Here is a 23,293-nt window from a genome sequence, read left to right on the forward strand (position 1 = left end):
CCTCTGCTCGGTGTTCACGTGTTCTTCGCGTGAGCACCGGAATGGGCCGCTCGGAAGCCGTTGTTGATGCAGAGCATGACGACTACTGCGCTTCGTAAGCTCGGTGCCTCCGACCTGGAGGTCTTCCCGCTCGCCCTCGGCGGCAACGTCTTCGGCTGGACCGCCGACGAGACCGCCTCCTTCGCCGTCCTGGACGCCTACGCGGCGGCAGGCGGCAACTTCCTCGACTCCGCCGACGGCTACTCGGCCTGGGTGCCGGGCAACAGCGGCGGCGAGTCCGAGACCATCATCGGCAAGTGGGCCAAGGCGCGCGGCAACCGCGACGACCTCGTCATCGCCACCAAGGTCAGCCAGCACCCCGACTACCAGGGCCTGAGCGCCGCCAACATCAAGGCCGCCGCCGACGCCTCCCTGCGCCGCCTGGACACCGACCGCATCGACCTCTACTACACCCACTTCGACAGGCCCGAGATCCCCGTCGAGGAGATCATCGGCGCGCTCGACGAACTGGTCCGGGCCGGCAAGGTGCGGCACATCGCCGCCTCCAACATCTCCCCCGAACGCCTCCGGGCCTCCCTGGAGTTCTCCGACCGCGAGGGCCTCGCCCGCTACGTCGCCCTCCAGCCCCACTACAACCTGGTCTCCCGCGACACCTACGAGGGCGAACTCCAGGACCTCGCCTCCCAGGCCGGGCTCGCCGCGGTCCCCTACTACGCGCTCGCGTCCGGCTTCCTCACCGGCAAGTACCGGCCCGGTACGACGGTGGACAGCGCCCGGGCGGCAGGCGCCGCGAAGCACCTCGACTCCGAGCGGGGCATACGTGTCCTCACCGCCCTCGACGAGATCGCCGGCGCCCATGACACCGAGGTCGCCACGGTCGCCCTCGCCTGGCTCGCCGCCCGGCCGACGGTCGCCGCGCCGATCGCCTCCGCCCGTACGGTCGACCAGCTGCCGGCCCTGCTGGGCGTGGCGGAACTGGAGCTGACGGACGAGGAGATCACCCGGCTGAACCAGGCGTCGGCCTGACGCCCGCCCTGGGCTACGGCTGATAGGGGTTGGGTGCGGGACGCGGCCCCGCCGGATACCCGTACCCATACCCGTAGCCCTGGGGGATGCCATACCCGTAGCTCTGCGGGCTGCCGTATCCATGCCCGTACCCCTGCGTCGGCAGCTGTACGGGCATGGGCACGGGCATGGGCACGGGCATCTGTACGGGCACCGGCATCGGCGGGGGAGCCGTCAGCCGGGCCGCGTGGTCCAGCGCGGGCCGGGCCACGTCCTTGCGGCGCCACAGCTCGTTCAGCAGCTCCCGCTCCCGTACGACGAAGTCGGCGTCGGCGCGTCCGACGCGCCCCCGGTGCCGCAGGAACGCGAGCGAGGTCGCGTACGCCTCGTACTCGGCGACCGCCCGCGCTGCCGGCCTGCCCAGGTGCCGTCGGGCGTGGTCGCGGGCCAGCCGCCGGGCCCGCATCGAGCCGAGCGCGTACGGCTCTGCCGGGGTGAGCCAGCCTGCGGCCGTGTAGGCGGGCAACTCCTCGCGCACGGTGCGCAGTTCCCGCTGCCGGGTCCACACCACCAGCCAGGTCAGCACCCCGAACGCGGGCACCATGAACACCGCGTACACCGTGAAGAACCCAAAGTCGCCGAAGCTCGACGAGCCGTTCCACAGGGCGTGCATGCCCATCGCGCAGAGCAGTCCGCCCAGCGGGAACAGCACGCGCAACAGATGCCGGCGGTCCGCGGAGAGCGCGGAGAGGCCGAAGCCGATGCCGGTCAGCACGGTGAACAAGGGGTGCGCGAACGGCGACATGACGATGCGTACGAAGAAGGTCGCGGCGGTCACGGACGCGATGCCGCTGTCGCCGGTGAGCTGGTCGGTACCGAAGGCGTTGCCCAGGTAGAGGATGTTCTCGGTGAACGCGAAGCCGGTCGCGGTGACCCCGGCGACGACCACGCCGTCCACGAGCCCGGTGAAGTCCCGTCTGCGGAAGAGGAAGACCAGCAGCACGGCGGCGGCCTTGGCGGACTCCTCGACCACCGGCGCTATCACGGTCGCCCCGAGGGTGTCCGCGTGGGCAGGGTCGGCGGTCGCGGTGGCTATCCAGCGGGTGGCGAAGCTGTTGGCGACGATCGCTATCAGCGCCGCCGCGCACGCGCCCCAGGCGAAGGCGAAGACCAGATTGCGCCAGGGGCCCGGTTCGACCCGGTCGAGCCAGCGGAAGGCGGCGAGGAGCAGCGGCACCGGCAGCACCGCGAGCCCGAGCCCGACCAGGAACCCCTCGGTGCCGGTCTGCTCCCGCACCAGCGCAAGAATGACCAGCCCGGAGAGGGTGAGCAGCGTGATCAGCGCCCCGTACCTGACTGATCTCCGCCGCCACCAGTGCGCGTGCCGCAGCGGCACGCCCTCGGCTGGGCCGCCGGGGTGCGGCGGATACGGCGGATACGGGGGACTGATGGCCACGGCATCGACCCTAACGAGGGAGGGGCTGAGGCGGACGGGGAGCGAGCGGTCGGGTCGGTCGTTCGGTCAGCGATCCTCGTGCTGTACGCGGCGGAAGAGCAGGTCGTTCACGACATGACCCTTCTCAAGACCCTGACCCTCGAAACGGGTCAGCGGCCGGAACCCGGGACGGGGCGCGAAACCGCCCTCGGCCTGTGTGTTCTCGAACGCGGGATGCGTGGTGAGCACCTGGAGCATCTGCTCGGCGTACGGCTCCCAGTCGGTCGCGCAGTGCACGATCGCCCCCGGTCTCAGCCGCGTCGCGACGAGGTCCAGGAACTCCGGCTGGATGAGGCGGCGCTTGTGGTGCCGCTTCTTGGGCCAGGGGTCCGGGAAGTAGACGCGCAGTCCGGCCAGCGAGCCGGCCGGCAGCATCTCCCGCAGCAGGATGATCGCGTCGCCGTTCGCCACCCGCACGTTGGTCAGGCCGCCCTGCTCGGCGAGGTTCAGCAGATTGCCCTGGCCGGGGGTGTGCACGTCCACGGCGAGGATGCCGGTCCTCGGGTCGGCGGCGGCCATCTGCGCGGTGGCCTCGCCCATCCCGAAGCCGATCTCCAGCACGACGGGACGGTCCTCCCCGAACAGTTCCCCGAGGTCGACCGGGTGCCCGTCGATGTCGAGCCCCCACGTCGCCCACAGCCGCTGCAGCGCGTCGGCCTGCCCGGCCGTCACCCTGCTGCGCCGGGGCTGGAAACTTCTGATCCGCCGCTCGAAGTGCGATCCGGCGGGGTCCGCCATCGGCCCGTCGGGGAAGCGCGGCTCCCCCTTGGCACGGGTACGCCGAACGGACTCGCCGGGCCGGTGCGCGCCACCGGGGGCGGGCCGGGAGACTTCGGGGGTGTTCACAGAATCAGACACAGTGGTGACGATTTTACTGGGAGGGAAGAGGAGGCTGAGCCTGCCGGGCACGGGGTGAGACGGGATCTGCGGGGCCGTCGGCCGGGTGGTCAGCGGGTGTCGAGTGCCTGTAGTGCCCTGCGGGCGACCTCGCGGCCGATCGGCAGGGAGGCCGTCGCCGCCGGTGAGGGCGCGTTCAGCACATGCACCGCGCGGGCCCCCTCGCGTATCAGGAAGTCGTCCACCAGGCCGCCGTCCCGCAGTACGGCCTGCGCGCGCACCCCGGCCGCCGCCCGCACCAGGTCCCGCTCCTCCGCCGCCGGCAGCAGCCGCCGTACCGCGTCGGTGAACGCCCCCTTCGACACCGACCGCCGCAGCTCCCCGGCCCCGTACCGCCAGTGCCGGCGCCCCATCCGCCACACCCCGGGCCAGGCCGCCGTCGCCAGTGCCTCCCGGGGCCGTACGACGCCCCAGCCGTACCCCTCGCGGGCCAGCGCCGGCACCGCGTTCGGCCCGATGTGGACGCCGCCGTCGATTCCCCTGGTCAGATGGACCCCGAGGAACGGGAACGCCGGATCGGGCACCGGATACACCAGCCCCCGCACCAGCTCCGGCCGCGCCAGCTCGTAGTACTCCCCGCGGAACGGCACGATCCGCACCCCGGGCTCGTCCCCGGTGAGCCGCGCGAGCTCGTCGCAGTACAGCCCGGCGCAGTTCACCAGCGCCCGGCCGCGAACGATGTCACCGCGCGCGGTGAGCACGGCCACGCCCCGGTCGGGCCGCCGGTCGACACGGACGACCTGAGCGCCGTAGCGGATCTCCGCGCCGGACGCCTCGCCGAGCCGGCGAGCGACCTCCGTGTAGTCGCAGATCCCGGTCGTGCCGACGTGGATCGCCGCGAGTCCTCTGACCTCCGGCTCGTACTCCGCGATCTGGGCGGCGCCCAGTTCCCGCACCGGTATGCCGTTCTCCCGGCCGCGCTGCACGAGCGCGTGCAGCCGGGGCAGCTCCGCGCGGTCGGTGGCGACGATCAGCTTGCCGGTGACCGCGTGCGGGATGCCGTACTCCGCGCAGAACTTGGTCATCTCGGCGGCGCCCCGCACCGCGTACCGCGCCTTCAGCGAGCCCGGCCGGTAGTAGATCCCGCTGTGGATGACCCCGCTGTTGCGCCCGGTCTGGTGCCGGGCGGGACCCGGCTCCTTCTCCAGCACGGTCACCCGGGTCCCCGGCGCGGCGCGCGTGATCGCGTACGCGGTCGACAGCCCGACGATCCCGCCGCCGACCACGAGCACGTCACAGTCGTACGCCACCACGTGCACCACCTCCACCCTCGATAGTGCACTGCGCCACTGACAGTCACTTCAAACGCGGGGAGGCAGCAGCGCCCCGAAAGGGGCGCGGAGCTGTATCGATATTGCGGCTCCGCCGCGTGGGCGCGACAAGCCACAACGGCCCCGCACTCGCGCACACGCCGCAACCACGCAGATGCCTAGGCAGGCGCCATCAACAAGGGCCGAGCCCTCTCTCGCAGCTCCACCACCCGCGGCTCGTCCCCGTACGGCTCCAGCCGATGCAAGAGATCCTTGACGTACTCCGTGGTCCGAGCCGAAGAGATCCGCCCGGCGACCTCCACCGCCCGCACCCCCTGCTCGCACGCCGCGTCGAGGTTCCCCGACTCCAGTTCGGCGACCGCCGAGACGACGAGCCGCAGCCCGTGCGAGCGCACGAACTCCTCCGTCGGCTGCGACAGCGCCTGCTCGGTGAACCTCCGCACCTGCCGGGGCGCCTTCAGATCGCGGTAGCACTCCGCGGCGTCCGCGGCGAAGCGGTCGTAGGAGTAGAAGCCGAGCCAGGACGGGTCCTGGTCGCCTTCGCGGGCCCGCTCCAGCCAGCTCTCCGCGGCCTTCAGCGCCGCCCCCGCGGCCTGCGCGTCACCCGCGCGGGCATGCGCGCGTGCCTCGACGAGCCGGAAGAAGCTCATCGTGCGGGCCGTGGCCAGCCCCCGGTTGCGCTCCAGCGCGGCCTGCGCGAGATCGACGCCCTCGTCGCCGAAGCCCCGGTAGGTCGCCTGCAGGGACATCGATGCCAGGACGTAGCCCCCCAGGGGGACGTCCGCCGCCGCGCGGGCGAGGCGCAGCGCCTGGATGTAGTACCGCTGTGCGGCCTCCTGCTGGCCGGTGTCGAAGGCCATCCACCCGGCCAGCCGGGTCAGTTCGGCGCTCGCTCCGAACAGGGCGCGCCCGACCTCGTCGGAGTACGCCCCGAGCAGCAGCGGCGCCGCCTCCACCCGCAGACACTCCGGCACCATGGACGAACGCCAGTCGCCGCCTCCGTACTTGGAGTCCCAGCGCCTGGCGTCCTCGGCGGCCTCCCGCAGCTTCTGCACATCGCTGTGGCCGACTTTGAGCGGTGCGCCGGACCCCTCCAGGGAGTGGGCCTCACGCGCCACCGAACTGTCGGCCGGGGTTATCAGCCAGCGCGAGGCGGGCGTTGCGTATGCGCTTACTGCGAATGATCCGGCCAGCGACTGCCAGATGCCCCCGGAGCCGGCCCGGCGGCCGGCGAGGTCGAGTCGGTACAGCTCCGTCGCCGAGCGCACGGCCTGGCCGACGTCTCTGGGGAACGCCAGGCCGACCTCGGGCGCCGGGTCCGCGTCCGCCAGGCCGATCTCGTGGAGCGGCACCGGGCGGCCGAGCTTCTGTCCGATGGCGGCCGCGATGAGGTGCGGCGCGGCGCCCTGCGGCACCATGCCCTTCGACACCCAGCGCGCCACGGACGTCTTGTCGTAGCGAAGTGTCAACCCGCGTTGAGCGCCAAGATCGTTGACGCGACGCGCGAGTCCTGCGTTGCTGATTCCCGCGAGGGCGAGAACGGCGCCGAGTTTTTCGTTCGGCCCGCGTTGCTCCCTGGACATTGCGCCACCCCTCGACACAGACGGCTGCCGCGCTGGCATAACCACGCGGCATTCGTAAACCCAGCGTAGTTCGCCGCATCCCAAGCGTTAAGGGGCATTCTGCCGGATGGCGGGATTGTGGTCCGTACTTCTGCGCGACCTTCGGCACGGTCCGTCGCGGTGTGCTCCCGCTGTGTGGCCGTGCGCCTGCGTGTGCGCTCTTCTCCGGCCACCCCCGGAACGGTTGCATGAGTCCTGCGTGGGTCGGCCCGCTGTACTGGATCCAGTGGGCTGGGGGACACCGCCGCCTTCATCCCCGCGGGCGGCGGAGCGGTCCGGGGGGCGTCGTCCGCCTCCCGGACCGGCGCGGCGCTTTTGACGCACGCGCGCGTGCACGGAGCGTGTGCGGAGCCTGCGCGAAAGATCGTCAGTACTGGACGTACGCCCGGTATTTGGCCGAAAACCGACCCTCTGTTCCATGGGTGACAACGCCTCCGACCATGGAAATCGAGGGCGCACGGGGCGTTCTTGGGGAGCGTACCGGGGGCGCATTCGCATCGCAGACACCGGGGTGCAAACAGGTGCCCCAGCCGGCGCCGCCGCGTTCACGCGGGCGCGTTCCGGGGATCACAAGCGGTGCCGCCTCCTTCTGTGGCGCGTTCTTCGTGGCAGCATGTGAACCGTTCGTACGGTGCACTGAGTTGTCCACAGCCTGTGGAGGCGACGATGCGGTGGTTGGTGGGATGGAGCAGCACCGCCGCGGGCGCGCTGGGCGGAGCCGTCGTCGACGGCCGTGAGGCCCCATACGGAGGCCAAGTCGGCCACGACGGCGAGACCTTGCAGCCGGTCGGCTCCCAACTCCTGTGGGGCGACCCCGATCCGCTGTGGGCGGTCGGCGACTGGCGCCCCGACGAGGTGCGGGTGGTCAAGGCCGACGCCCAGACCCGGATCGCCGTCCTCGGCACCTGCGGGGCGAGCGACGAGCAGCTGCGGGTCGGACTGTTCGCCGCGCGCGGGGGCGCACTCCGCCATCTGACCGCCTGGCCGGGCAGCTACACGGCGGTCGCCCAGGTCGGCCGCCGGGTCACCGTCTGCGGCGACCTCGCGGGCGCGCGGCCGGTGTTCCACGTGCCGTGGGCGGGCGGCACGGCGTACGCGACGGCCGCGCTGCCGCTGGCCGACCTCATCGAGGCCAACCTCGACTTCGGCCACCTCGCGGCCCTCCTGGCCGCCCCCGACGTACCGGCCGCCCTGCACGACTCCACGCCGTACGACGGCGTGCGACGTGTGCCCCCGGGGCATGCGCTGATCCTTCGCGCCGGGGCCCGTGAGATCGCCGGGTACGACCCGGTCGCCTCCCTCGCCGTGGCGGCCCCGCCGGCCGACCCGGACAGCGCGGTCGACGGTGTACGCGACGCCCTCGTCGACGCGGTACGCGCGCGTCTGTCCGCGCCCAGGCACGTCCCCGACATCGACCCCGGCCCGGTGCCCGGCATGGGCCCCGCCGAACGGCGGGCCGCGCGCGGGATGCCGGTCCCGGGCATCGGCGCCGACCTCTCCGGCGGCCCGGCCTCCGGCACGCTCGCGCTCCTCGCGGCCGGCCTGCCCGGCATGCCGGGCACGCTCCTGGGCCACGGCACGGGCGCGGGGGAGCGGCTCCTCGCGGTCACCTTCAACGACCTCGCCGTCGGCGGGCGCGAGGCGGAACTCGAGCGGGCCGGCGCCCTCGCGGCCAACCCGCGCCTGCACCACGTCGTCGTGACCGGCGGCGAGGAGACCCTGCCGTACGCCGACCTGGACGGCCCGCTGACCGACGAGCCCGGCCCCAGCCTGGTCACCGCCGCCCGCCATCGCGCGCGCCTCGCCGCCGGCAGCGCGGACCACTTCACCGGCTACGGCGCGCGCCAGGTCCTGGACGCCCACCCCGCCCGCCTGGCCGACCTCCTGATGGACCGCAAGCGCCGCCACCTGGTCCGCCCGGTCGCCGCTCTGACCAAGGCCGACGGCTCGGTGCTCGTCCCCGCGCGCGTGTACGGCGCCGCCCGAAGACTCGCCCGTACGCCGTACCGCGCGGGCGTCGAGGGCCTCGCCGACCGTCTCCTCCACCGCACCTTCGACGACGACCCGGGCGGTGCGGTGGGCGCCTCGCTGGCGGCGCTGACCTGGGGCGGGCCGGGTCCCGCAGCACGTTGGCTCACCGGGGAGGCCTTGGCTGAAGTATCGGTTCTTCTACAGAATTCAGCCCATCGTGCGGGCGTCGGCCCCGGCCAGCGCCCCGGCGACTACCGCGCGCGTGCCGCCCTCACCCGGCACGCGGCCGACCTGCGCATCCTCGAACAGGCCGCCGAGATCCGCTCCCAGCGGCTGCACGCCCCCTTCCTCGACAACCAGGTCGTCCGTGCCTGCCGCGCGCTCCCCGAGACCCTGCGCGTGCAGCCCGGGGCGCGCGCGTCGATCCTGCGCACCGTCCTGAAGGGCGCCGGCATCACCGACCTCCCGCTCGGCTGGGGCACACCCACCCACGGCACCACCACGGCGGCGGCCCGCACCGGACTCCGTGTCGCCACCGATACCCTCATCACCCTCTTCGACGCGCCCCTCCTCGCGGAGGCGGGCCTGATCGAGGCCAGGGTCGTCCGCAAGGCCGTCCGAGCGGCCGCCTCCGGCGAACCCCTGCCCCTCGACGGCCTCGCCGACCTCATCTCCCTGGAACTCTGGCTCCGCCGCCTCCTCTCCCGCCGAGGCACCTGCTGGACGGGAACCCCGGCCCGCGCCCGCGCGGTACCAGCGGGAATCGCCCCCCAGAGGCGAGCAGTCTCCTCGGGCGGCGAGGGCTGGCCCTCCCGGGCGTAGCGACACGCGCTCCCGTTTCGGCCGACGACAGCCCGGACCGCGGTCACCCACCCGCGCGCGTGGTGGCGCTCGGTGGTCTCCGGCCCGGCTGCGGGCGGCGGCGGTGCCGGGCCTGTCTCCGCACAACTGCGGGCAATCGTGGCTCCCCCAGTGCCTCAAGGGCCTGGGGGGCCTGGGGGGCGACCCTCAGGCGGCTCGGGTGGGCGCAGCGGCTCCCCGTCGGCGCCGGGCCGCGCCCCCTTCGGCAGCGGCATCCCGTGCCCATCGGACCCGTCGCCGCCGCACCGCGAAAACAGACAGCCGTTCGCCCCACCCCCGACGACAATGAACCCGTGCGGTACCGAATCCTGGGCGTCACCCAGACAGCAGACGGCCAGGGCACCCCCATACCCGTCCCCGGCGCCCGCCTCCGCGCCCTCCTCACCGCCCTGGCCCTCCGCCCCGGCCACCTCACCTCCCCGGAAACCCTCATCGACGAGGTCTGGCCCGACTCCCCGCCCCAGGACGCCCCCGCCGCCCTCCAGGCACTGATCGGCCGCCTCCGCCGCACCCTCGGCAAGGACACCGTCACCTCGGCCCCCGGCGGTTACCGTCTCGCCGCGACCGAGGACGACGTGGACCTGTACGTCTTCGAACGGCTCGTACGCGAGGCCACCGCCCGGCGCCGGGCGGGCGACGCCGCGAGCGCGGCACGCACCCTGGACGACGCCCTCGCCCTCTGGCGCGGCCCCGCCCTCGCCGACCTCCCCGACCGCACCCCGGCCGCCCGCGCCGAGGCCCTGCACCTCGACGCCACCCGCGCCCGGGCCGAGGCCGACCTGATCCTCGGCCGTGCCCACGACGCCGTACCGCGCCTCAGAGAACTCGCCGCCGAACACCCGTACGACGAAACGCTGTACGTCCTCCTCATCCGCGCCCTGCGCGACACCGGCCGTGACGCCGACGCCCTCGCCGTGTACGAGACGGCCCGCCGCACCCTCGCCGAAGCGCTCGGCACGGACCCGGGCCCCGACCTGCGCGCCCTCCACACCGAACTCCTCAACCGCCCGGAGCAGCCCCGCACGAGCGGCGCCCCGGCCCCTGCGGCAACGCCCGGCACCCCACCCCGCCACCCCGACCGTTCCGGCAACATCCGTCCGCGGCTTACCTCTTTCGTGGGCCGGGAACCCGAACTCGACGCCATCCGTTCGGAAGTGCACAGGGCCCGCCTCGTCACTCTCACCGGACCGGGCGGCTCGGGAAAGACCCGTCTCGCCGAGGAGGCCGCCGCAGGGCACCCGCAGGCGTGGCTGGTCGAGCTGGCGCGGCTCGACCGGCCGGAGGCGGTGCCGGGCGCAGTGGTCAGCGCCCTCGGTCTGCGCGAGACCGTACTGATGGCCACCGATATGGCGACCCCGCAGGACGACCCGGTCGCCCTGCTCGTCGAGTACTGCGCCCCGCGCAGCCAACTCCTGATCCTTGACAACTGCGAACATGTCATCGGCGAGGCCGCCGCCCTCGCCGAGACCCTCCTCACCCACTGCCCGGGGCTCACGATCCTCGCCACCAGCCGTGAACCCCTGGGCATCCCCGGCGAGTCGGTCCGCCCGGTCGAGCCCCTCCTCCCCGACCAGGCGCACCGCCTCTTCAGGGAGCGTGCCGCCGCCGTCCGGCCCGACGCGGCCGGCGCCCTGCTGGGGCGGGACGAGGAGGCGGTCGCGGAGATCTGCCGGCGACTCGACGGCCTGCCCCTGGCCATCGAGCTGGCCGCCGCCCGGCTCCGGCTGCTCAGCCCACGGCAGATCGCCGACCGCCTCGACGACCGCTTCCGCCTCCTCACCTCCGGCAGCCGCACGGCCCTGCCCCGCCAGCAGACCCTGCGGGCCGTCGTCGACTGGTCCTGGGACCTGCTCGACGAGGCGGAGCGGACGGCACTGCGCGAGCTGTCCGTCTTCGCTGGCGGCTGGGACCTGGAGGCAGCCGAGGCCGTGTGCACCGGCCCGGTCGCGGACCTCATGGGCGCCCTCGTCGACAAGTCCCTGGTCGTGGCCGCCCAGGACGAGCCGGAGAGCCACGGCGAGTGCGCTCACGGCGACGGCCCTCACAGCGACGGCCCGGATGGGTACGGCACCCATGGGAACGGCCTTCACGGTGACGCCACCCACCACCACGCCACTCACGGTGACGGCATTCACGGTGGCCACATGCGCTACCGCATGCTGGAGACGATCCACGAGTACGCGGCCGAGCGCGCCGCCGAGCTCCCGCACGCGCGCGACGCGACGGAGCGGCGGCACCGCGCGTGGGTACGGGCGCTCGTGGAGCGGGCCGACCCCCTGCTCCGCTCGGCAGAGCAACTCCCGTGGATCTCCCGCCTGGAGACCGAGCTGGACAACATCCGGGCGGCGCTCGCGCGAGCGCTCACGGCGGCCGACGAGGCGGAGGCCGCCGCCCTGTGCCTGGCCATGTGCTGGTTCTGGTGGCTGCGCAACTACCGTCACGAGGGCGCCGAATGGGCCGACCGCACCCTGCGCCTGGGCGCGGTCCTGGACACACTCCGGCCCCCGACGGCGGACACTTCACCCCCTTCCGCCGAGGCGCCCGCCCTCACCTGCCGCTCCCTCTCCGTGCCCGCCGACCTGATGGCACGCATGGCCGCCCTGGACCCCGTCGACGCCTGCCTCGCCGAGCCCGCCGAGGAAGACGGGGACCCCCGCTACACGCAGCGGATGAACCTGCGGATGCTGCATCTGTTCCTGCTGTCGGAGTCCGAGCCCGGCACGGTCGAGGACGACCCCCGGTACCGGGCTTACCTGTACCGCCTGCAGGCGCACTTCGAACCGGGCGGCCCGAGGTCGGCGCGGATGCCCGGGATGGTCTGGCCGCTGGCGGCGTTCCATATGAGGGACACGCTCGACGTCCGCCGCGTCCTGGACGCGTCCGTCGCCAACTGCCGGGCACACGGCGGCGACTGGGAGATCGGCTGCATCCTGATGTTCCGTACGCACATGGCCGTCGACTCGCCCGGTGGCCTGGTCGGCGTGGACGCGGACCTGGCGGAGCTGAGGGCGATCAGCCTGCGGATCGGCGACCGCTGGATGCGGGCCCAGGTGTGCAGCGCGGGCGGCGAGGCGGACATGGCGCGCGGCCGTTTCGCGGCGGCGGAGGAGGCGTACCGGGAGGCACTGCGGCTCGCCTACGAGGTCGGTTCGTTCGCCGAGACGCCCTTCCTCATCGCCAGGCTCGCCGAGATCGCCTACCGCTCCGGCGACCTCGACGCCGCCAGGACCGCACTGGACGAGGCGAGCGCCGCGGCCGACCGCTACGGAGTTCCGGACGCCCGGTCGTTCGTGATCCTGCTGCGAGCCCACATCGCGCTGGACGACGGCGATGTCGCCCGGGCACGCGAGCTGTGCGACGCGACCTTCGCGGAGACACGGCGGGGCACTCCGCCGCCGCAGTTCACGGCGATGCTGAACTTGGTCGACGCGGACATCACGGCCGTCGAGCGCGGTCCGGAGCACGCCCTGCCGCTGGTGGCCGACGCGCTCGGCCGGGCGGTGGCCGAGCAGTGCGCCGAGGGTGTCGTGTCGGCGGTCGTGGACGGCGCGGCGGGCCTGCTGTCCCGGCTCGGGGACTTTCCGCGCACGGTCAGGATGCTGGCCGCCGCCGACGCCCTGCGTGGCCCGCACCCCCGCCCCGGCCCGCAGCAGGCACGTGCCGGACGCGCCGACGCCCCGGCGAGGCAGGCGCTGGGCGCCGCACGCCACGCGGCCGAGCGCGCCCGGGGTGCGAGGCTCACGGCGCCCGAGGTACTGCGGGAACTCGCCGACGCGGTACGGGACAACCCGGCGGGAACAGCGGACGACCACGCTGCGGAAAACGTGAGACCCGTGAGACCCGCGGAACCGGCAGACCCCGTGGACCTGCCGCGCTCTACGAGCAGGTGAACTTCGACTCGGCCCAGTCCGCCAGGGCCACCGCGTCGAAGCGGCTGTCCGGCTCGACCACCAGCCGGACGGTCCTACGGCCGGTGAGGTCCACATGGACGGGCACGGCCTGGTCGCCGCCCGCGACGATCCCGGACGACCACAGCCGGGCCCCGTCGGCGTAGACGGAGAACGAGACCCGGCCGAGCTTGAGCGTCAGGTCGTCGACGCCGGCCAGCGCGTCGTAGGAGCTGCACGCGCGGTTGAGTTCGACGGTCACGGAGGAGGCGCCGTGCACGGTCACCCCGCTCGTGTACCGCCGGTCGGCGACGGAGAGGCCGTAGCGCTGCCACACCCAGCTGCTGTCCCGCAGCCGGATCTCGGGGCCGGTGCCGTCGCCGTGGACGTCGTAGGACAGCGTGTTCAGCGGAAAGACGACGCGGGCGGGCGGGGGAGTGGGCGTGGGTGTCGGCGTCGGGGCCTCCGGTGGGGCGGGAGTGGGCCTCGGCGTCGGCGTGGGTGTCGCGGTGGGGCTCCGGGTGGGCGTGGGTGTCGGTGTCGGCGTCGGCGCGGGGGTGCGCCGGGGAGTGGGCGTCGGCGTGGGCGTGGATGCCGCAGCCGGGACGACCGCCGGGGGCCCGGGAACGGGCGACTTCTTCGTACGCGTCGGCGTGGGCGTCGGTTCCTCGGGGTTGACGACCGGTGCGGAGGCCTGGGGTCTCGCCTCGGGGTGTTTGGCGGGGTGGTCGTTGTTGACAAGGGCGAAGGCCACCGCCGCAGCCGCCACCGCGACCACACCGGCGGCGATCCCGGCCTTCACCGGCGCCCCCACCCGTGAGGAGGCCGCGGCCCCGCCCCCCGCGCCGCTACCGCCCGCGCCCGCCGCACTCCCGGCGCCCCCGCCGCTCGCCCCCGCCGAGCCGCCCCCGGCCACGCCTGCCCCGCGGGAGCCCCCGCCCCCGGCAGCTCCTGCCCCACCAGAGGCCCCGCCCCCGGCCGCACCCACCGCACCCCCGGCGGACCCGCCGCTCGCCCCCGCCCCCACCGCGCTGCCCCCGGCCGCTCCCGTCCCGCCCGAGGCGCCTCCGCTCGTCGCTGCCGCCGCGCCCGCGACTCCCGCGCCCGCTCCGGCGCCGCCGGCGATGAGCGCGAGCGCCTTGGCGTACCCGGCGGCGCCGAACCAGCCGATGACCGCGATCGGCACCACGGCGGGGATGCTGCTGGCGACCTCCTCGATCTGGAGGGCGGCGAGCCGGCACTTGGCGCACTCCTCCAGGTGCTTGCGCAGCCCCCGTTCGGCGCGGGTGCGCAGCCGGCGGCGGGCGTAGGAGCCGAGCTGGTCGGCGTAGCGGGCGCACTCCTCGTCGCTGGTGAGGGTGGTGCTGACATGGGCCTGCAGGTAGGCCTGCTTGAGGCCCTCGCGGGCGCGGCTGGCGAGCACGCGCGTGCCGTTGGCGTCGAGGCCGAAGAGCATCGCGACCTCGCTCGGCGACTCGTCCTCGACCTCGGTGTGCCAGAGCACGGCCTGCCAGCGCTCGGGCAGCGATCGGAAGGCCCGCATCGCCATGGACTGATCGGCCTCGTGCATCGCGCGCACATCGGCGCCCAGGTCGAGGGTGTCGTCGTCCCGCACCTCCGAGGAGCGGGCGGACTGGGCGGCGAAGACCGCGAAGTCGTCGACGAGTTGCTCGCGCCCGGCCGACCGGGTCCAGCCCGCGGCGACCCGGCGCACGGAGGTGAGGAGGTAGGCGCGGACGGCGTACTCGGGGCCCGAGCCGCCGCGGACCGCCTGAAGCATGCGGGCGAAGACCTCGGCGGTCAGGTCGTCGGCGGTGTGGGCGTCCCGGCAGCAGGTGCGGGCGTATCGGCGGACGGCGTCGGCATGGCGCCGGTACAGCTCCTCGTACGCCGAGTCGTCGCCGGAGCGCATCCGGCCGATCAGGTCGGCGTCGGCGGTCGGCAGCTCACGCGGCGGTGGCAGGACACCGTCGTCGAGCCGGTCCCACTGCGCCGGGACGCCCCCGCGTCCGCCCTGACTCGGCACCTGCTCGTCGCGCCCGTCAACGCTCATCGCGCACAGCCCCCGCCGTCGCCCGACCTACCAGTCCCGACCACCGGCTCAGAGTGCCATATTGGCTTTTGGTCAGGACCCGACAGGACGAGTCATCCACTCGTCCGTGGGCACTTGTCGCATCCCAGTACCCGAAATGTCCTGAAAGGGTGACGGGGAGTGGGAGTGCCCACGCACTCCCACTCCCCGTCACCCTCTCGAGCAACCGTGACCCGGCTTCCTACGAAGCAGGCCGGGACCGCAGACCCTCCAGCAGGATGTCCAGCAGCCGTGCCGACGCCGCCGCCTGCTGTGCCGGGTCCGGCAGCGCGGGCGCCGCCGTCGCGATCACCAGCAGGACGTCCGAGACCGACACGTCCGGCCGCAGCTCGCCCGCCGCCCGCGCCCGCTCCACGAGCTGGCCCACGACGTCGAGCAGCGCCTCGGCCCCGGTGTCGTCGCCCACGGAAGCACCCACGGAGGCGCCGAGAGCGACACCCGCAGAGGTACCTGCGGACGCACTCACGGACCCGCCCGCCGTCGTGCCGCCGTCCTCGCTGACCAGCCGCAGCTCACCGGCGCCCGGCTGGGTGCGCTGCTGCGGCACCCGCGCCGCCTCGGCCGCCGGGTCCTCGGTGCCGTCCTCGGCGAAGGCCCCGACGCGCAGCACCTGCGGCGGCAGCAGCCGCCCCGCGCCGGACGCCACCGACGTCCGCAGGAAGCGCGACAGCGCCGACCACGGCTCGTCCTCCTGGCCCAGCGCCGCCCGCGCCTGGTCGGTCAGCCGGGACGTCTCCTCCTCGGCTATCCGCCGCACCAGGACGTCCTTGCTCGGGAACCGCCGGTAGACAGTGCCCACACCCACCCGCGCCCGCCGCGCCACGTCCTCCATCGGCGCGCCGTAACCCAGCTCGCCGAACACCTCACGCGCTGCCCGCAGCACGTGTTCGAGATTGCGCTGTGCGTCCACGCGCAGCGGAGTGGTCCGCGGGCCGTCCCCGCGTCCGTTGCCCACCGCCGCGCTCATTCCGCCACCGTGCGCGAGCGCCGTGGCGGACGACCAATGCGTGTCCTGAATATGCATGAATGATCCCCCGGTAATGACGTCTCCCCCCGGAGACTTTCCCCGCCATTGAACGCCGGAGCGCATCGAACCGGGGAGCATTCACCCGGAACCGTCCCATGATTCCCGCCGTAGGGCAGGATCCCGCGGGACCTCGCGGCTCCGAAGACGCAACTCCCCCTACACCCCGTCGACACGAACATAGTTGAGAGGCAGTCAATTCAGAAGGGGCAGGTTCCGCACGGAGCGCCCCCCGATCGGAGTACGGGCCGCATACGTCCCTATTGCGCCACTTCCCGTACCCCGGCGCACACCCGCTGACCTGCACGCCTGTCCTGCACGCCAGTCTTTCGGACAACCCTTTGCCCGCCCGGCCACCGGTCACACAATTTGTCGTGGCTGTGGACAAACACCGGCGCCCGGTGCGTCATGGGAAGGTGAAGGAACGTGCGCGCATTCTCGTTGTCGGCGGCGGCTACGTCGGGATGTACACGGCACTGCGACTCCAGCGGAAGCTGAAGCCGGAACTCGGGCGGGGCGAAGCCGAGATCACCGTCGTCACCCCCGATCCGTACATGACCTACCAGCCGTTCCTCCCCGAGGCGGCGGCCGGCTCCATCTCCCCCCGGCACGTCGTCGTCCCGCTGCGCCGCGTCCTGCCGCACTGCCGGGTCGTCGTCGGCGAGGTCACCGCTGTAAACCACGCCAAGCGCACCGCCACCCTCACCACCCTCGCCACCGACGAGGAGGGCACCGGGCCCGAGCAGCTGACGTACGACGAAATCGTCCTCGCGCCGGGCTCCGTCTCGCGCGCCCTGCCGATCCCGGGTCTCGCCGAGCACGCCATCGGCTTCAAGACCGTCGAGGAGGCCATCGGGCTGCGCAACCACGTCATCGAACAGCTGGACATCGCCTCCTCCACCCGCGACCCCGCGATCCGCGACGCCGCCCTCACCTTCGTCTTCGTCGGCGGCGGCTACGCGGGCGTGGAGGCCCTCGGCGAACTCGAGGACATGGCCCGCTACACCACCCGCTACTACCACAACGTCAAGCCCGAGGACATGAAGTGGATCCTGGTGGAGGCCTCCGACCGGATCCTGCCCGAGGTCGGCCCCGACCTCGGCCGCTACACCGTCAGCGAACTGCGCCGGCGCAACATCGAGGTCCGCCTCGACACCCGGCTGGAGTCCTGCGCCGACCGCGTCGCCGTCCTCAGCGACGGAGCCCGCTTCCCCACCCGTACGGTCGTGTGGACCGCCGGCGTCAAACCCCACCCCCTGCTCGCCGCCACCGACCTCCCGCGCGACGAGCGAGGCAGGCTGAAGTGCACCCCCGAGCTGACGATCGACGGCGCCACGCACGCGTGGGCGGCCGGAGACGCCGCCGCCGTCCCCGACGTCACCGCCGCCGAACCGGGCGCCAACACCGCGCCCAACGCCCAGCACGCCGTCCGCCAGGCCGAGGTCCTCGCCGAGAACATCGTCCGCTCCCTGCACGGCGAGCCCCTGCGGACGTACTCCCACAAGTACGTCGGCTCGGTCGCCTCCCTCGGCCTGCACAAGGGCGTCGCACACGTCTACGGCCGCAAACTCAAGGGCTACCCGGCGTGGTTCATGCACCGCGCGTACCACCTCAGCCGCGTGCCCACCTTCAACCGCAAGGCGCGCGTGCTCGCCGAATGGACCCTCGCCGGACTCTTCAAACGGGAGATCGTCTCCCTGGGGTCCCTCGAACATCCCCGTGCGGAGTTCGAACTCGCTGCCGGTGGAAAGCCTTCCGACGAGTCTTCCGACGACCCGAAGGGGTCGTCCTGACCGGATCCAGGAACTCCCCCGGCCGCCGCTGCGTCTGACGGACGACGAATGTCGGCCCGGACGGCGGCCACACTGCCAGACTGCTCCCTGCTCACCAGCCCCTCCCGAGCCCCTTCCCGAGCCCCCCTTTCGAGCCCCGGCGGGCCACCGCCCGCCCCGCGAAACCCACGAGGCTGTTCCCCCGTGCTCCACATCCCGGGTGCTGCAACAATGTGCGGTCACCGCCGCGCGGCCCCCGGAGCCCAGGCCGGGCCCGGAGCCGGCCGACGACGACTACACGAGGCAAGGATTCGTGAACTTCACGCGCTGGAGCGCCCGGCTCCCCGGAACTCAGCGCCGCGCCGCCGCGCGGGCCGAGCACACGGTCACCACCACGGACCGGCGGAGCGAGGGCTCCGTACCCGCGGCCCGCGTCGAACAACTCACCGACGAGCCGCCCCCGGTGCCGGCCGTCGACGAACTCCCGGTCCGTGAGGTCCTCGACCGCGTCCCGGCCCTGGTCGCCCTGGTCCACGGCTCCGACCACCGCCTCGCCTACGTCAACGACGCCTACACCGCCGCGTTCGGCCCGCGTTCCTGCGGCCAACCCGCCGCCGAAGCCCTCCCCGAACTGCGCGACCTCGGTCTGATGCCCCTCCTCGACCAGGCCCTGCGCAGCGGCAAACCCCGCACCCTGAAGTCCCGCAAGGCCCCCGACGGCCGCTCCTACACCTTCACCTGCACCCCCGCCGCCGAGGACAACGGCGAAGGCACCGTCCTCATCTTCGCCACCGACGTCACCGACCACGCCGAGGCCGCCGAGCGCCTGCGCGCCAGCGAGCGCCGCCAGCGCGAGACCGCCGTCACCCTCCAGCGCTCCCTGCTCCCCCAGGAGCTCGAACAGCCGGACGACCTGCGCATCGCCGCCACCTACCTGCCCGGCGGCACCGAGGCCGCGGTCGGCGGCGACTGGTACGACGTCATCACCCTCGGCGGCGGCCGTACCGCCCTCGTCATCGGCGACGTCATGGGCCGCGGCGTCCGTGCGGCGGCCGTCATGGGCCAGCTGCGCACCGCCGTCCGCGCCTACGCCCGCCTCGACCTCCCGCCGCACGAGATCCTCCAGCTCCTCGACGTCCTCACCGCTGAGATCGACGCCAACCAGATCGCCACGTGCGTGTACGCCGTCCACGACCCCAACGAGGGCAGCCTGCTGTACGCCTCCGCCGGCCACCTCCCCATCCTGGTCCGCGACGACAACGGCGAGGTCCACCGCGCCGACGAACCCACCGGGCCGCCCCTCGGCACCGGCGGCTGGATCCACGCCTCCGGCACGATCGGCCTCGGCCCGGGCTCCACGGCCGTCCTCTACACCGACGGCCTGGTGGAGCGCCGCAACGAGGACCTCGACGAGGGCATCGCCGCCCTCCAGCGCGCCCTGGCCGGCGCCACCGGCACCCCCCAGGTCGTCTGCGACCGCCTGGTCCGCTCGGCCGGCGTCACCGCCGATCACGACGACGACGTCGCCGTCCTCGTCCTCCAGCACCCGGCCCGCACCGGACCCGACGGCGAACTGTTCCGCAACGCCGCCCTGGAACTCCTCGGCGGCGTCGAAGCCGCCCCACGCGCGCGTGCCTTCGCCTCCGGCGTCCTCACCAGCTGGCGCTTCCCGGCCGAACTGCACGACCTCGGCGTCCTCGCCACCAGCGAACTCGTTGCCAACTCCCTCCAGCACGGCATCCCGCCCATGCGGCTGCGCCTGCGCCGCACCGACCGCCGACTGATCATCGAGGTCACCGACGGCGACGACCACCTGCCGCGCCGCCGCCGCGCCGAACCGGGCGACGAGTCCGGCCGGGGCATCGCGATCGTCGCGACCATCGCCTCCAACTGGGGCAGCAGACGCACCCCGGGCGGCGGAAAGGCCGTCTGGTGCGAGTTCGTCCTCCCGAAGCCGGCCGCCTGAGACCCGAACCCGGCCGCCAAGAAATCCGAACGAATGAAGGAAATCCGACGGAATGGGAAGCCGACCGGCTGAAAAGTAGGAGTCGAACGCCCATTCCCCGCGCGTAGCACCTAGGCGATTGCGCCCCCCGGTGCTAGTAGCTCCCCATGGCAGACGCAACGGGCTTTCACCTCAAGGGAAGCGCCCCCGAGCGCTACGAACACTACGTCGCGCCCCTCATGGCGCCCTTCGTCACCGCGGCCGTGGAGGCCGCGGACCTCTTTCCCGGCGCCACCGTCCTCGACCTGGCCTGCGGCACCGGCTTCGCCGCCCGCGCCGCGGCAGCCCAGGCGGGCCCCACCGGCCGGGTCGCCGGCGTGGACCTCAACGAGGGCATGCTCAAGATCGCCGTAGCGTGCCACCCCCGCCTCTACCCGGACATCGAGTTCACCCCTGCCCCCGCCGACGACCTCCCCTACCCCGACCGGGCCTTCGACGCCGTCCTGTGCCAACAGGGCGCCCAGTTCTTCGCCGACCTCGACGCGGCCCTGCGGGAGACGGCCCGCGTCACCCGCCCCGCCGGCCGCTTCGTCGCCACCGTCTGGTCCCATCTCGACGACTCCCCGTACTTCGTCGCCCAGCGCGAGGCCATCGAGGAGTACGGCGATCCGGCGGCGGTGGCCGCCTTCGAGTCGGCGTTCGAAGGGGTCGACCGTCTGACCGCGGCCGTCGACCGCGCCGGTTTCCACGACACGACCCGCCAAGCGCTCACCTTCACCATCACCCTCCCCCCGCTCGAGGAGTACGTCCCCGGCCACTTCTCCGCGACCCCCTGGGGCCAGAACATCGCCGAGAACGGGGACGACCAGATCCTCGTCCGGACAGCCCGCACCGTCATCGACCGCCTCCCCGACAACACGACGGCCTTCCCCTTCACCGCGACCCTGGTGACAGCGACCCGCTGACCACACCCACTCGTACGCACACGGCGAGGGCGGCCGTCGTCCACCGACGACAGCCGCCCTCGCCCACCCGCGCCCTCACGCCTCGGCGGCAACAGGCTCCACAGTGGCCCCACCCTTCGCCACGACCCGGTTCCGCACCAGCCACGGCTGATCCTGCACGGCGGTCAACTGCCGCCCCAGCCGTACGGCGAGGTAGGTGATGCCCAGCGAGAACAGCAGGAACGTCACGATGTACGGCCCGTGCAGCGAGGCCCCCAGCGGCCCGCCCACCGCCGGTCCCAGGGCCAACGCGAGCTGCTTGACCAGCGCGAACGCCGAGTTGTACTGCCCGGCCAGTCCACTCGGCGCCAGATCGGCGACCAGCGGCGCGACCGTCGGCGACAGCATCGCCTCACCCAGCCCGAACAGCGCGTACGTCGACACGAACGCGGCCGTCGCCATCTCCCGGCCGCCGTGCCCGAGCCCCGCGTACCCCGCGACCGCCCAGGCCACGGCCCAGATCAGCCCGACGGCCGCGATCACCCGGGACCGCTTCTGCCGCTCGACGAACCGCAGCACGGCGAACTGCGCGACGACGATCACCGCGGTGTTGGCGGCGAGAGCCGTCCCGAGCGCGGAGGTCGAGATCCCGGCGGCCTCCACGCCGTACGCGCTCAGCCCCGACTCGAACTGCCCGTAGCAGGCGAAGAACAGCACGAAGCCCAGCACGCACAGCTGCACCATCGCCCGGTTGCCGAGCAGCTGCTTCCAGCTGCCCCTGACGGCCTGCCGGGGCGCGTCCCCGAACCGCGGCGCGGACGGCACCCGCACGGTCGCCAGCACGACGGCCAGCAGCAGGAACATCGCCGCCTCGATCGCGAAGAGGAGAGTGAACGAGGACGCGCGCGTGGTGTCCACGAGATGCCCGCCGATCAGCCCACCGACGCCGAGCCCGAGGTTCTGCAGGAAGAACTGCGTCGCGAACGCCCGCGACCGCGTCTCCGCGGTCGAGCAGTCCACGATCATCGTGGCCAGCGCCGGCTGCGTCACGGCCTGCCCGGCACCGAGTACGGCCGCCGCGGCGAGTACGGCGGGGGCGTTGCCGGCCAGCCCCAGGCTCAGCGCGCCCAGCGCGGCGGCGACCAGGGCGGCGAGCAGGACCGGCACAGGGCCGCGCCGCACGATCGCCCGGCCGGCGAACGGCAGCACGATCAGCGCGGCCACGGCGAACACGGCGAGCATGAGCCCCGCCGTCACAGCACCGAGACCCCGCACCTGCGCCACATAGACGTACAGGTAGGGGACGGTGAAGCCGAGCCCGAACGCGCTGAGTGCATTGCCCACGTGGATCCGGCGCATCGCTGCGCCCATCGCCCTGGTCACGTTCACCTCTCTTGATGGTCAGTCTCAGTAGTTAGGAGTGAAGACTTCAAAGCTAAAGTTCAATCTTGAAGATTACACATCGAAGGACTTCAAGGCAAAGGAGTCTCGTGCGATACTGCGCACATGGCCGACACTCCCGGAGTCAGCGAGCCGACCCTCGACGAACAGATCGCCGCCTACCAGCGTGAGTTCCGGGACCTCGATCCCCAGGTCGAGAAGATCGTGTCGGCGCTGTCCCGGCTGAACCGCCGGATGAACGTCGCGTACGGCCGCCAGACCGCCGCGCTCGGCATCAGCAACGCCGAGTGGGAGGTGCTCAAGGCCCTCGTGCTCTCCGGCGCCCCCTACCGCATGGGCCCCGGCGACCTGGCGAAGCGGCTGGGCCTGACGCCGGCCGCGATGACCCACCGGATCGACCGCATGGTCACCGAGGGACTCGTGCACCGGGAGCGGGACGAGTCCAACCGGGTCCGGGTGATCGTGGAGCTGACGCCCGAGGGGCGGGGGAAGTGGCTGGAGGCGATGCGACTCGCGTCCGTCTTCGAGGCCGACCTGCTCCAGGATCTCTCCGCGACGGAGCGCAACACCCTCGGCGACATCCTCACCCGGCTCCTGCGACGGGTGGAGGACGCCCAGCCGGACGCCGGCGGACGCCTCACTGACCTGGACTGATGCCGGAACGACGCGAGGCATAAAAGCTCTTGACAGGGAGTGCTTGACAGCCCTCCCGCGGATCCGTAATGTTCTCCGGGTTGCCACGGGGCCGTAACGGTTCTGCGGGAACACCTCAGCCGCTTCGAGCGGCAACCCCAAACCATCAGCGCGATCTCCCGACCGGGTTGATTTCGGCATGCCCGAATTCAATTCGAATAGGGGCTCGGCGGCCCGATTGGGAATCGCCGGACGGATCCGCTAAGGTTTGAAACGTCGGAACGGCCCAACAGCCGGGAAGGCAAGCCCCGCTGACTGGGAATCAGACGCCGAAAGGGTCTGATAGAGTCGGAACCGCCGGAAAGGGAAACCGCGCAGCGAATAGCGCGGGAACCTGGAAAGCACCGAGGAAATCGGATCGGGAAACGGTCTGATAGAGTCGGAAACGCAAGACCGAAGGGAAGCGCCCGGAG

The 23,293-nt window shown here is 73.0% G+C and carries 14 protein-coding genes; 7 read left to right on the forward strand and 7 right to left on the reverse strand.

The window, feature by feature from the left end:
- The first annotated feature begins 75 nt into the window (after nt 1–75).
- Nucleotides 76–1,026 carry an aldo/keto reductase gene (locus tag ACFPIH_RS40815; RefSeq protein WP_381171442.1) on the forward strand — a complete coding sequence of 317 codons (951 nt, stop codon included), beginning with the start codon at nt 76–78 and terminating at the stop codon, nt 1,024–1,026.
- A gap of 13 nt (nt 1,027–1,039) precedes the next feature.
- Here ACFPIH_RS40815 and ACFPIH_RS40820 read toward each other — a convergent pair whose 3' ends face one another.
- The 4 genes from ACFPIH_RS40820 to ACFPIH_RS40835 all read right to left on the reverse strand — a co-directional run bounded on the left by ACFPIH_RS40820 (nt 1,040) and on the right by ACFPIH_RS40835 (nt 6,251).
- Entirely contained in the window at nt 1,040–2,461 is a 1,422-nt protein-coding gene (locus ACFPIH_RS40820; RefSeq protein ID WP_381171444.1) for a PrsW family intramembrane metalloprotease, read from the reverse strand.
- 66 nt (nt 2,462–2,527) lie between these two features.
- Entirely contained in the window at nt 2,528–3,358 is an 831-nt protein-coding gene (trmB, locus tag ACFPIH_RS40825; protein WP_381171446.1) for a tRNA (guanosine(46)-N7)-methyltransferase TrmB, read from the reverse strand.
- Nucleotides 3,359–3,447: 89 nt separating this feature from the next.
- Nucleotides 3,448–4,665, reverse strand: coding sequence for an L-2-hydroxyglutarate oxidase (gene lhgO / locus ACFPIH_RS40830; protein ID WP_385878632.1), 1,218 nt, complete (start codon nt 4,663–4,665; stop codon nt 3,448–3,450).
- A gap of 161 nt (nt 4,666–4,826) precedes the next feature.
- The gene (locus ACFPIH_RS40835; protein ID WP_381171448.1) at nt 4,827–6,251 is read right to left on the reverse strand and encodes an MFS transporter; all 1,425 of its coding nucleotides are present in this window, start codon (nt 6,249–6,251) and stop codon (nt 4,827–4,829) included.
- 705 nt (nt 6,252–6,956) lie between these two features.
- On the opposite strand from ACFPIH_RS40835, the gene ACFPIH_RS40840 reads away from it, so the two are divergent.
- Nucleotides 6,957–9,083 carry an asparagine synthase-related protein gene (locus tag ACFPIH_RS40840; RefSeq protein ID WP_381171450.1) on the forward strand — a complete coding sequence of 709 codons (2,127 nt, stop codon included), beginning with the start codon at nt 6,957–6,959 and terminating at the stop codon, nt 9,081–9,083.
- 332 nt (nt 9,084–9,415) lie between these two features.
- The gene (locus tag ACFPIH_RS40845; RefSeq protein WP_381171452.1) at nt 9,416–13,012 is read left to right on the forward strand and encodes an AfsR/SARP family transcriptional regulator; all 3,597 of its coding nucleotides are present in this window, start codon (nt 9,416–9,418) and stop codon (nt 13,010–13,012) included.
- On the opposite strand, the gene ACFPIH_RS40850 is transcribed toward ACFPIH_RS40845, so the two are convergent.
- Together ACFPIH_RS40850 and ACFPIH_RS40855 are read right to left on the reverse strand one after the other, a co-directional pair.
- Nucleotides 12,999–15,062, reverse strand: coding sequence for a sigma-70 family RNA polymerase sigma factor (locus ACFPIH_RS40850; RefSeq protein WP_385878635.1), 2,064 nt, complete (start codon nt 15,060–15,062; stop codon nt 12,999–13,001). The two genes, ACFPIH_RS40845 and ACFPIH_RS40850, sit on opposite strands and share 14 nt — an antisense overlap.
- A 220-nt stretch (nt 15,063–15,282) precedes the next feature.
- Nucleotides 15,283–16,125 carry a TetR/AcrR family transcriptional regulator gene (locus tag ACFPIH_RS40855; RefSeq protein ID WP_381171456.1) on the reverse strand — a complete coding sequence of 281 codons (843 nt, stop codon included), beginning with the start codon at nt 16,123–16,125 and terminating at the stop codon, nt 15,283–15,285.
- A gap of 416 nt (nt 16,126–16,541) precedes the next feature.
- Between ACFPIH_RS40855 and ACFPIH_RS40860 the strand changes: the two genes are divergently transcribed.
- The 3 genes from ACFPIH_RS40860 (at nt 16,542) to ACFPIH_RS40870 (ending at nt 20,807) form a co-directional block, all read left to right on the forward strand.
- Complete coding sequence (locus tag ACFPIH_RS40860; RefSeq protein ID WP_381171458.1) at nt 16,542–17,918, forward strand: NAD(P)/FAD-dependent oxidoreductase; 1,377 nt, start codon at nt 16,542–16,544, stop codon at nt 17,916–17,918.
- A gap of 292 nt (nt 17,919–18,210) precedes the next feature.
- Nucleotides 18,211–19,863 (forward strand): ATP-binding SpoIIE family protein phosphatase, encoded by a 1,653-nt coding sequence (locus ACFPIH_RS40865; protein ID WP_381171460.1) that lies wholly within the window; start codon nt 18,211–18,213, stop codon nt 19,861–19,863.
- A 146-nt stretch (nt 19,864–20,009) separates the two neighbouring features.
- Nucleotides 20,010–20,807: a class I SAM-dependent methyltransferase gene (locus ACFPIH_RS40870; RefSeq protein WP_381171462.1), complete on the forward strand. Its 798-nt coding sequence runs from the start codon at nt 20,010–20,012 to the stop codon at nt 20,805–20,807.
- A gap of 75 nt (nt 20,808–20,882) precedes the next feature.
- On the opposite strand, the gene ACFPIH_RS40875 is transcribed toward ACFPIH_RS40870, so the two are convergent.
- Nucleotides 20,883–22,157, reverse strand: a complete 1,275-nt coding sequence (locus ACFPIH_RS40875; protein ID WP_381171494.1) for an MFS transporter — start codon at nt 22,155–22,157, stop codon at nt 20,883–20,885.
- Between the two features lie 135 nt (nt 22,158–22,292).
- On the opposite strand from ACFPIH_RS40875, the gene ACFPIH_RS40880 reads away from it, so the two are divergent.
- The gene (locus ACFPIH_RS40880; protein WP_381171464.1) at nt 22,293–22,841 is read left to right on the forward strand and encodes a MarR family winged helix-turn-helix transcriptional regulator; all 549 of its coding nucleotides are present in this window, start codon (nt 22,293–22,295) and stop codon (nt 22,839–22,841) included.
- Nucleotides 22,842–23,293: the final 452 nt, after the last annotated feature.

The organism is Streptomyces vulcanius, from assembly GCF_042653945.1.
Classification (GTDB): domain Bacteria; phylum Actinomycetota; class Actinomycetes; order Streptomycetales; family Streptomycetaceae; genus Streptomyces; species Streptomyces mangrovi.

Coding starts and splice junctions, on each gene's coding strand:
- ACFPIH_RS40815 (WP_381171442.1), top strand. CDS start 76: ATGACGACTACTGCGCTTCGTAAGCTCGGTGCCTCCGACCTGGAGGTC.
- ACFPIH_RS40835 (WP_381171448.1), bottom strand. CDS start 6,251: ATGTCCAGGGAGCAACGCGGGCCGAACGAAAAACTCGGCGCCGTTCTC.
- ACFPIH_RS40840 (WP_381171450.1), top strand. CDS start 6,957: ATGCGGTGGTTGGTGGGATGGAGCAGCACCGCCGCGGGCGCGCTGGGC.
- ACFPIH_RS40850 (WP_385878635.1), bottom strand. CDS start 15,062: ATGAGCGTTGACGGGCGCGACGAGCAGGTGCCGAGTCAGGGCGGACGC.
- ACFPIH_RS40855 (WP_381171456.1), bottom strand. CDS start 16,125: ATGCATATTCAGGACACGCATTGGTCGTCCGCCACGGCGCTCGCGCAC.
- ACFPIH_RS40870 (WP_381171462.1), top strand. CDS start 20,010: ATGGCAGACGCAACGGGCTTTCACCTCAAGGGAAGCGCCCCCGAGCGC.
- ACFPIH_RS40875 (WP_381171494.1), bottom strand. CDS start 22,157: ATGGGCGCAGCGATGCGCCGGATCCACGTGGGCAATGCACTCAGCGCG.
- ACFPIH_RS40880 (WP_381171464.1), top strand. CDS start 22,293: ATGGCCGACACTCCCGGAGTCAGCGAGCCGACCCTCGACGAACAGATC.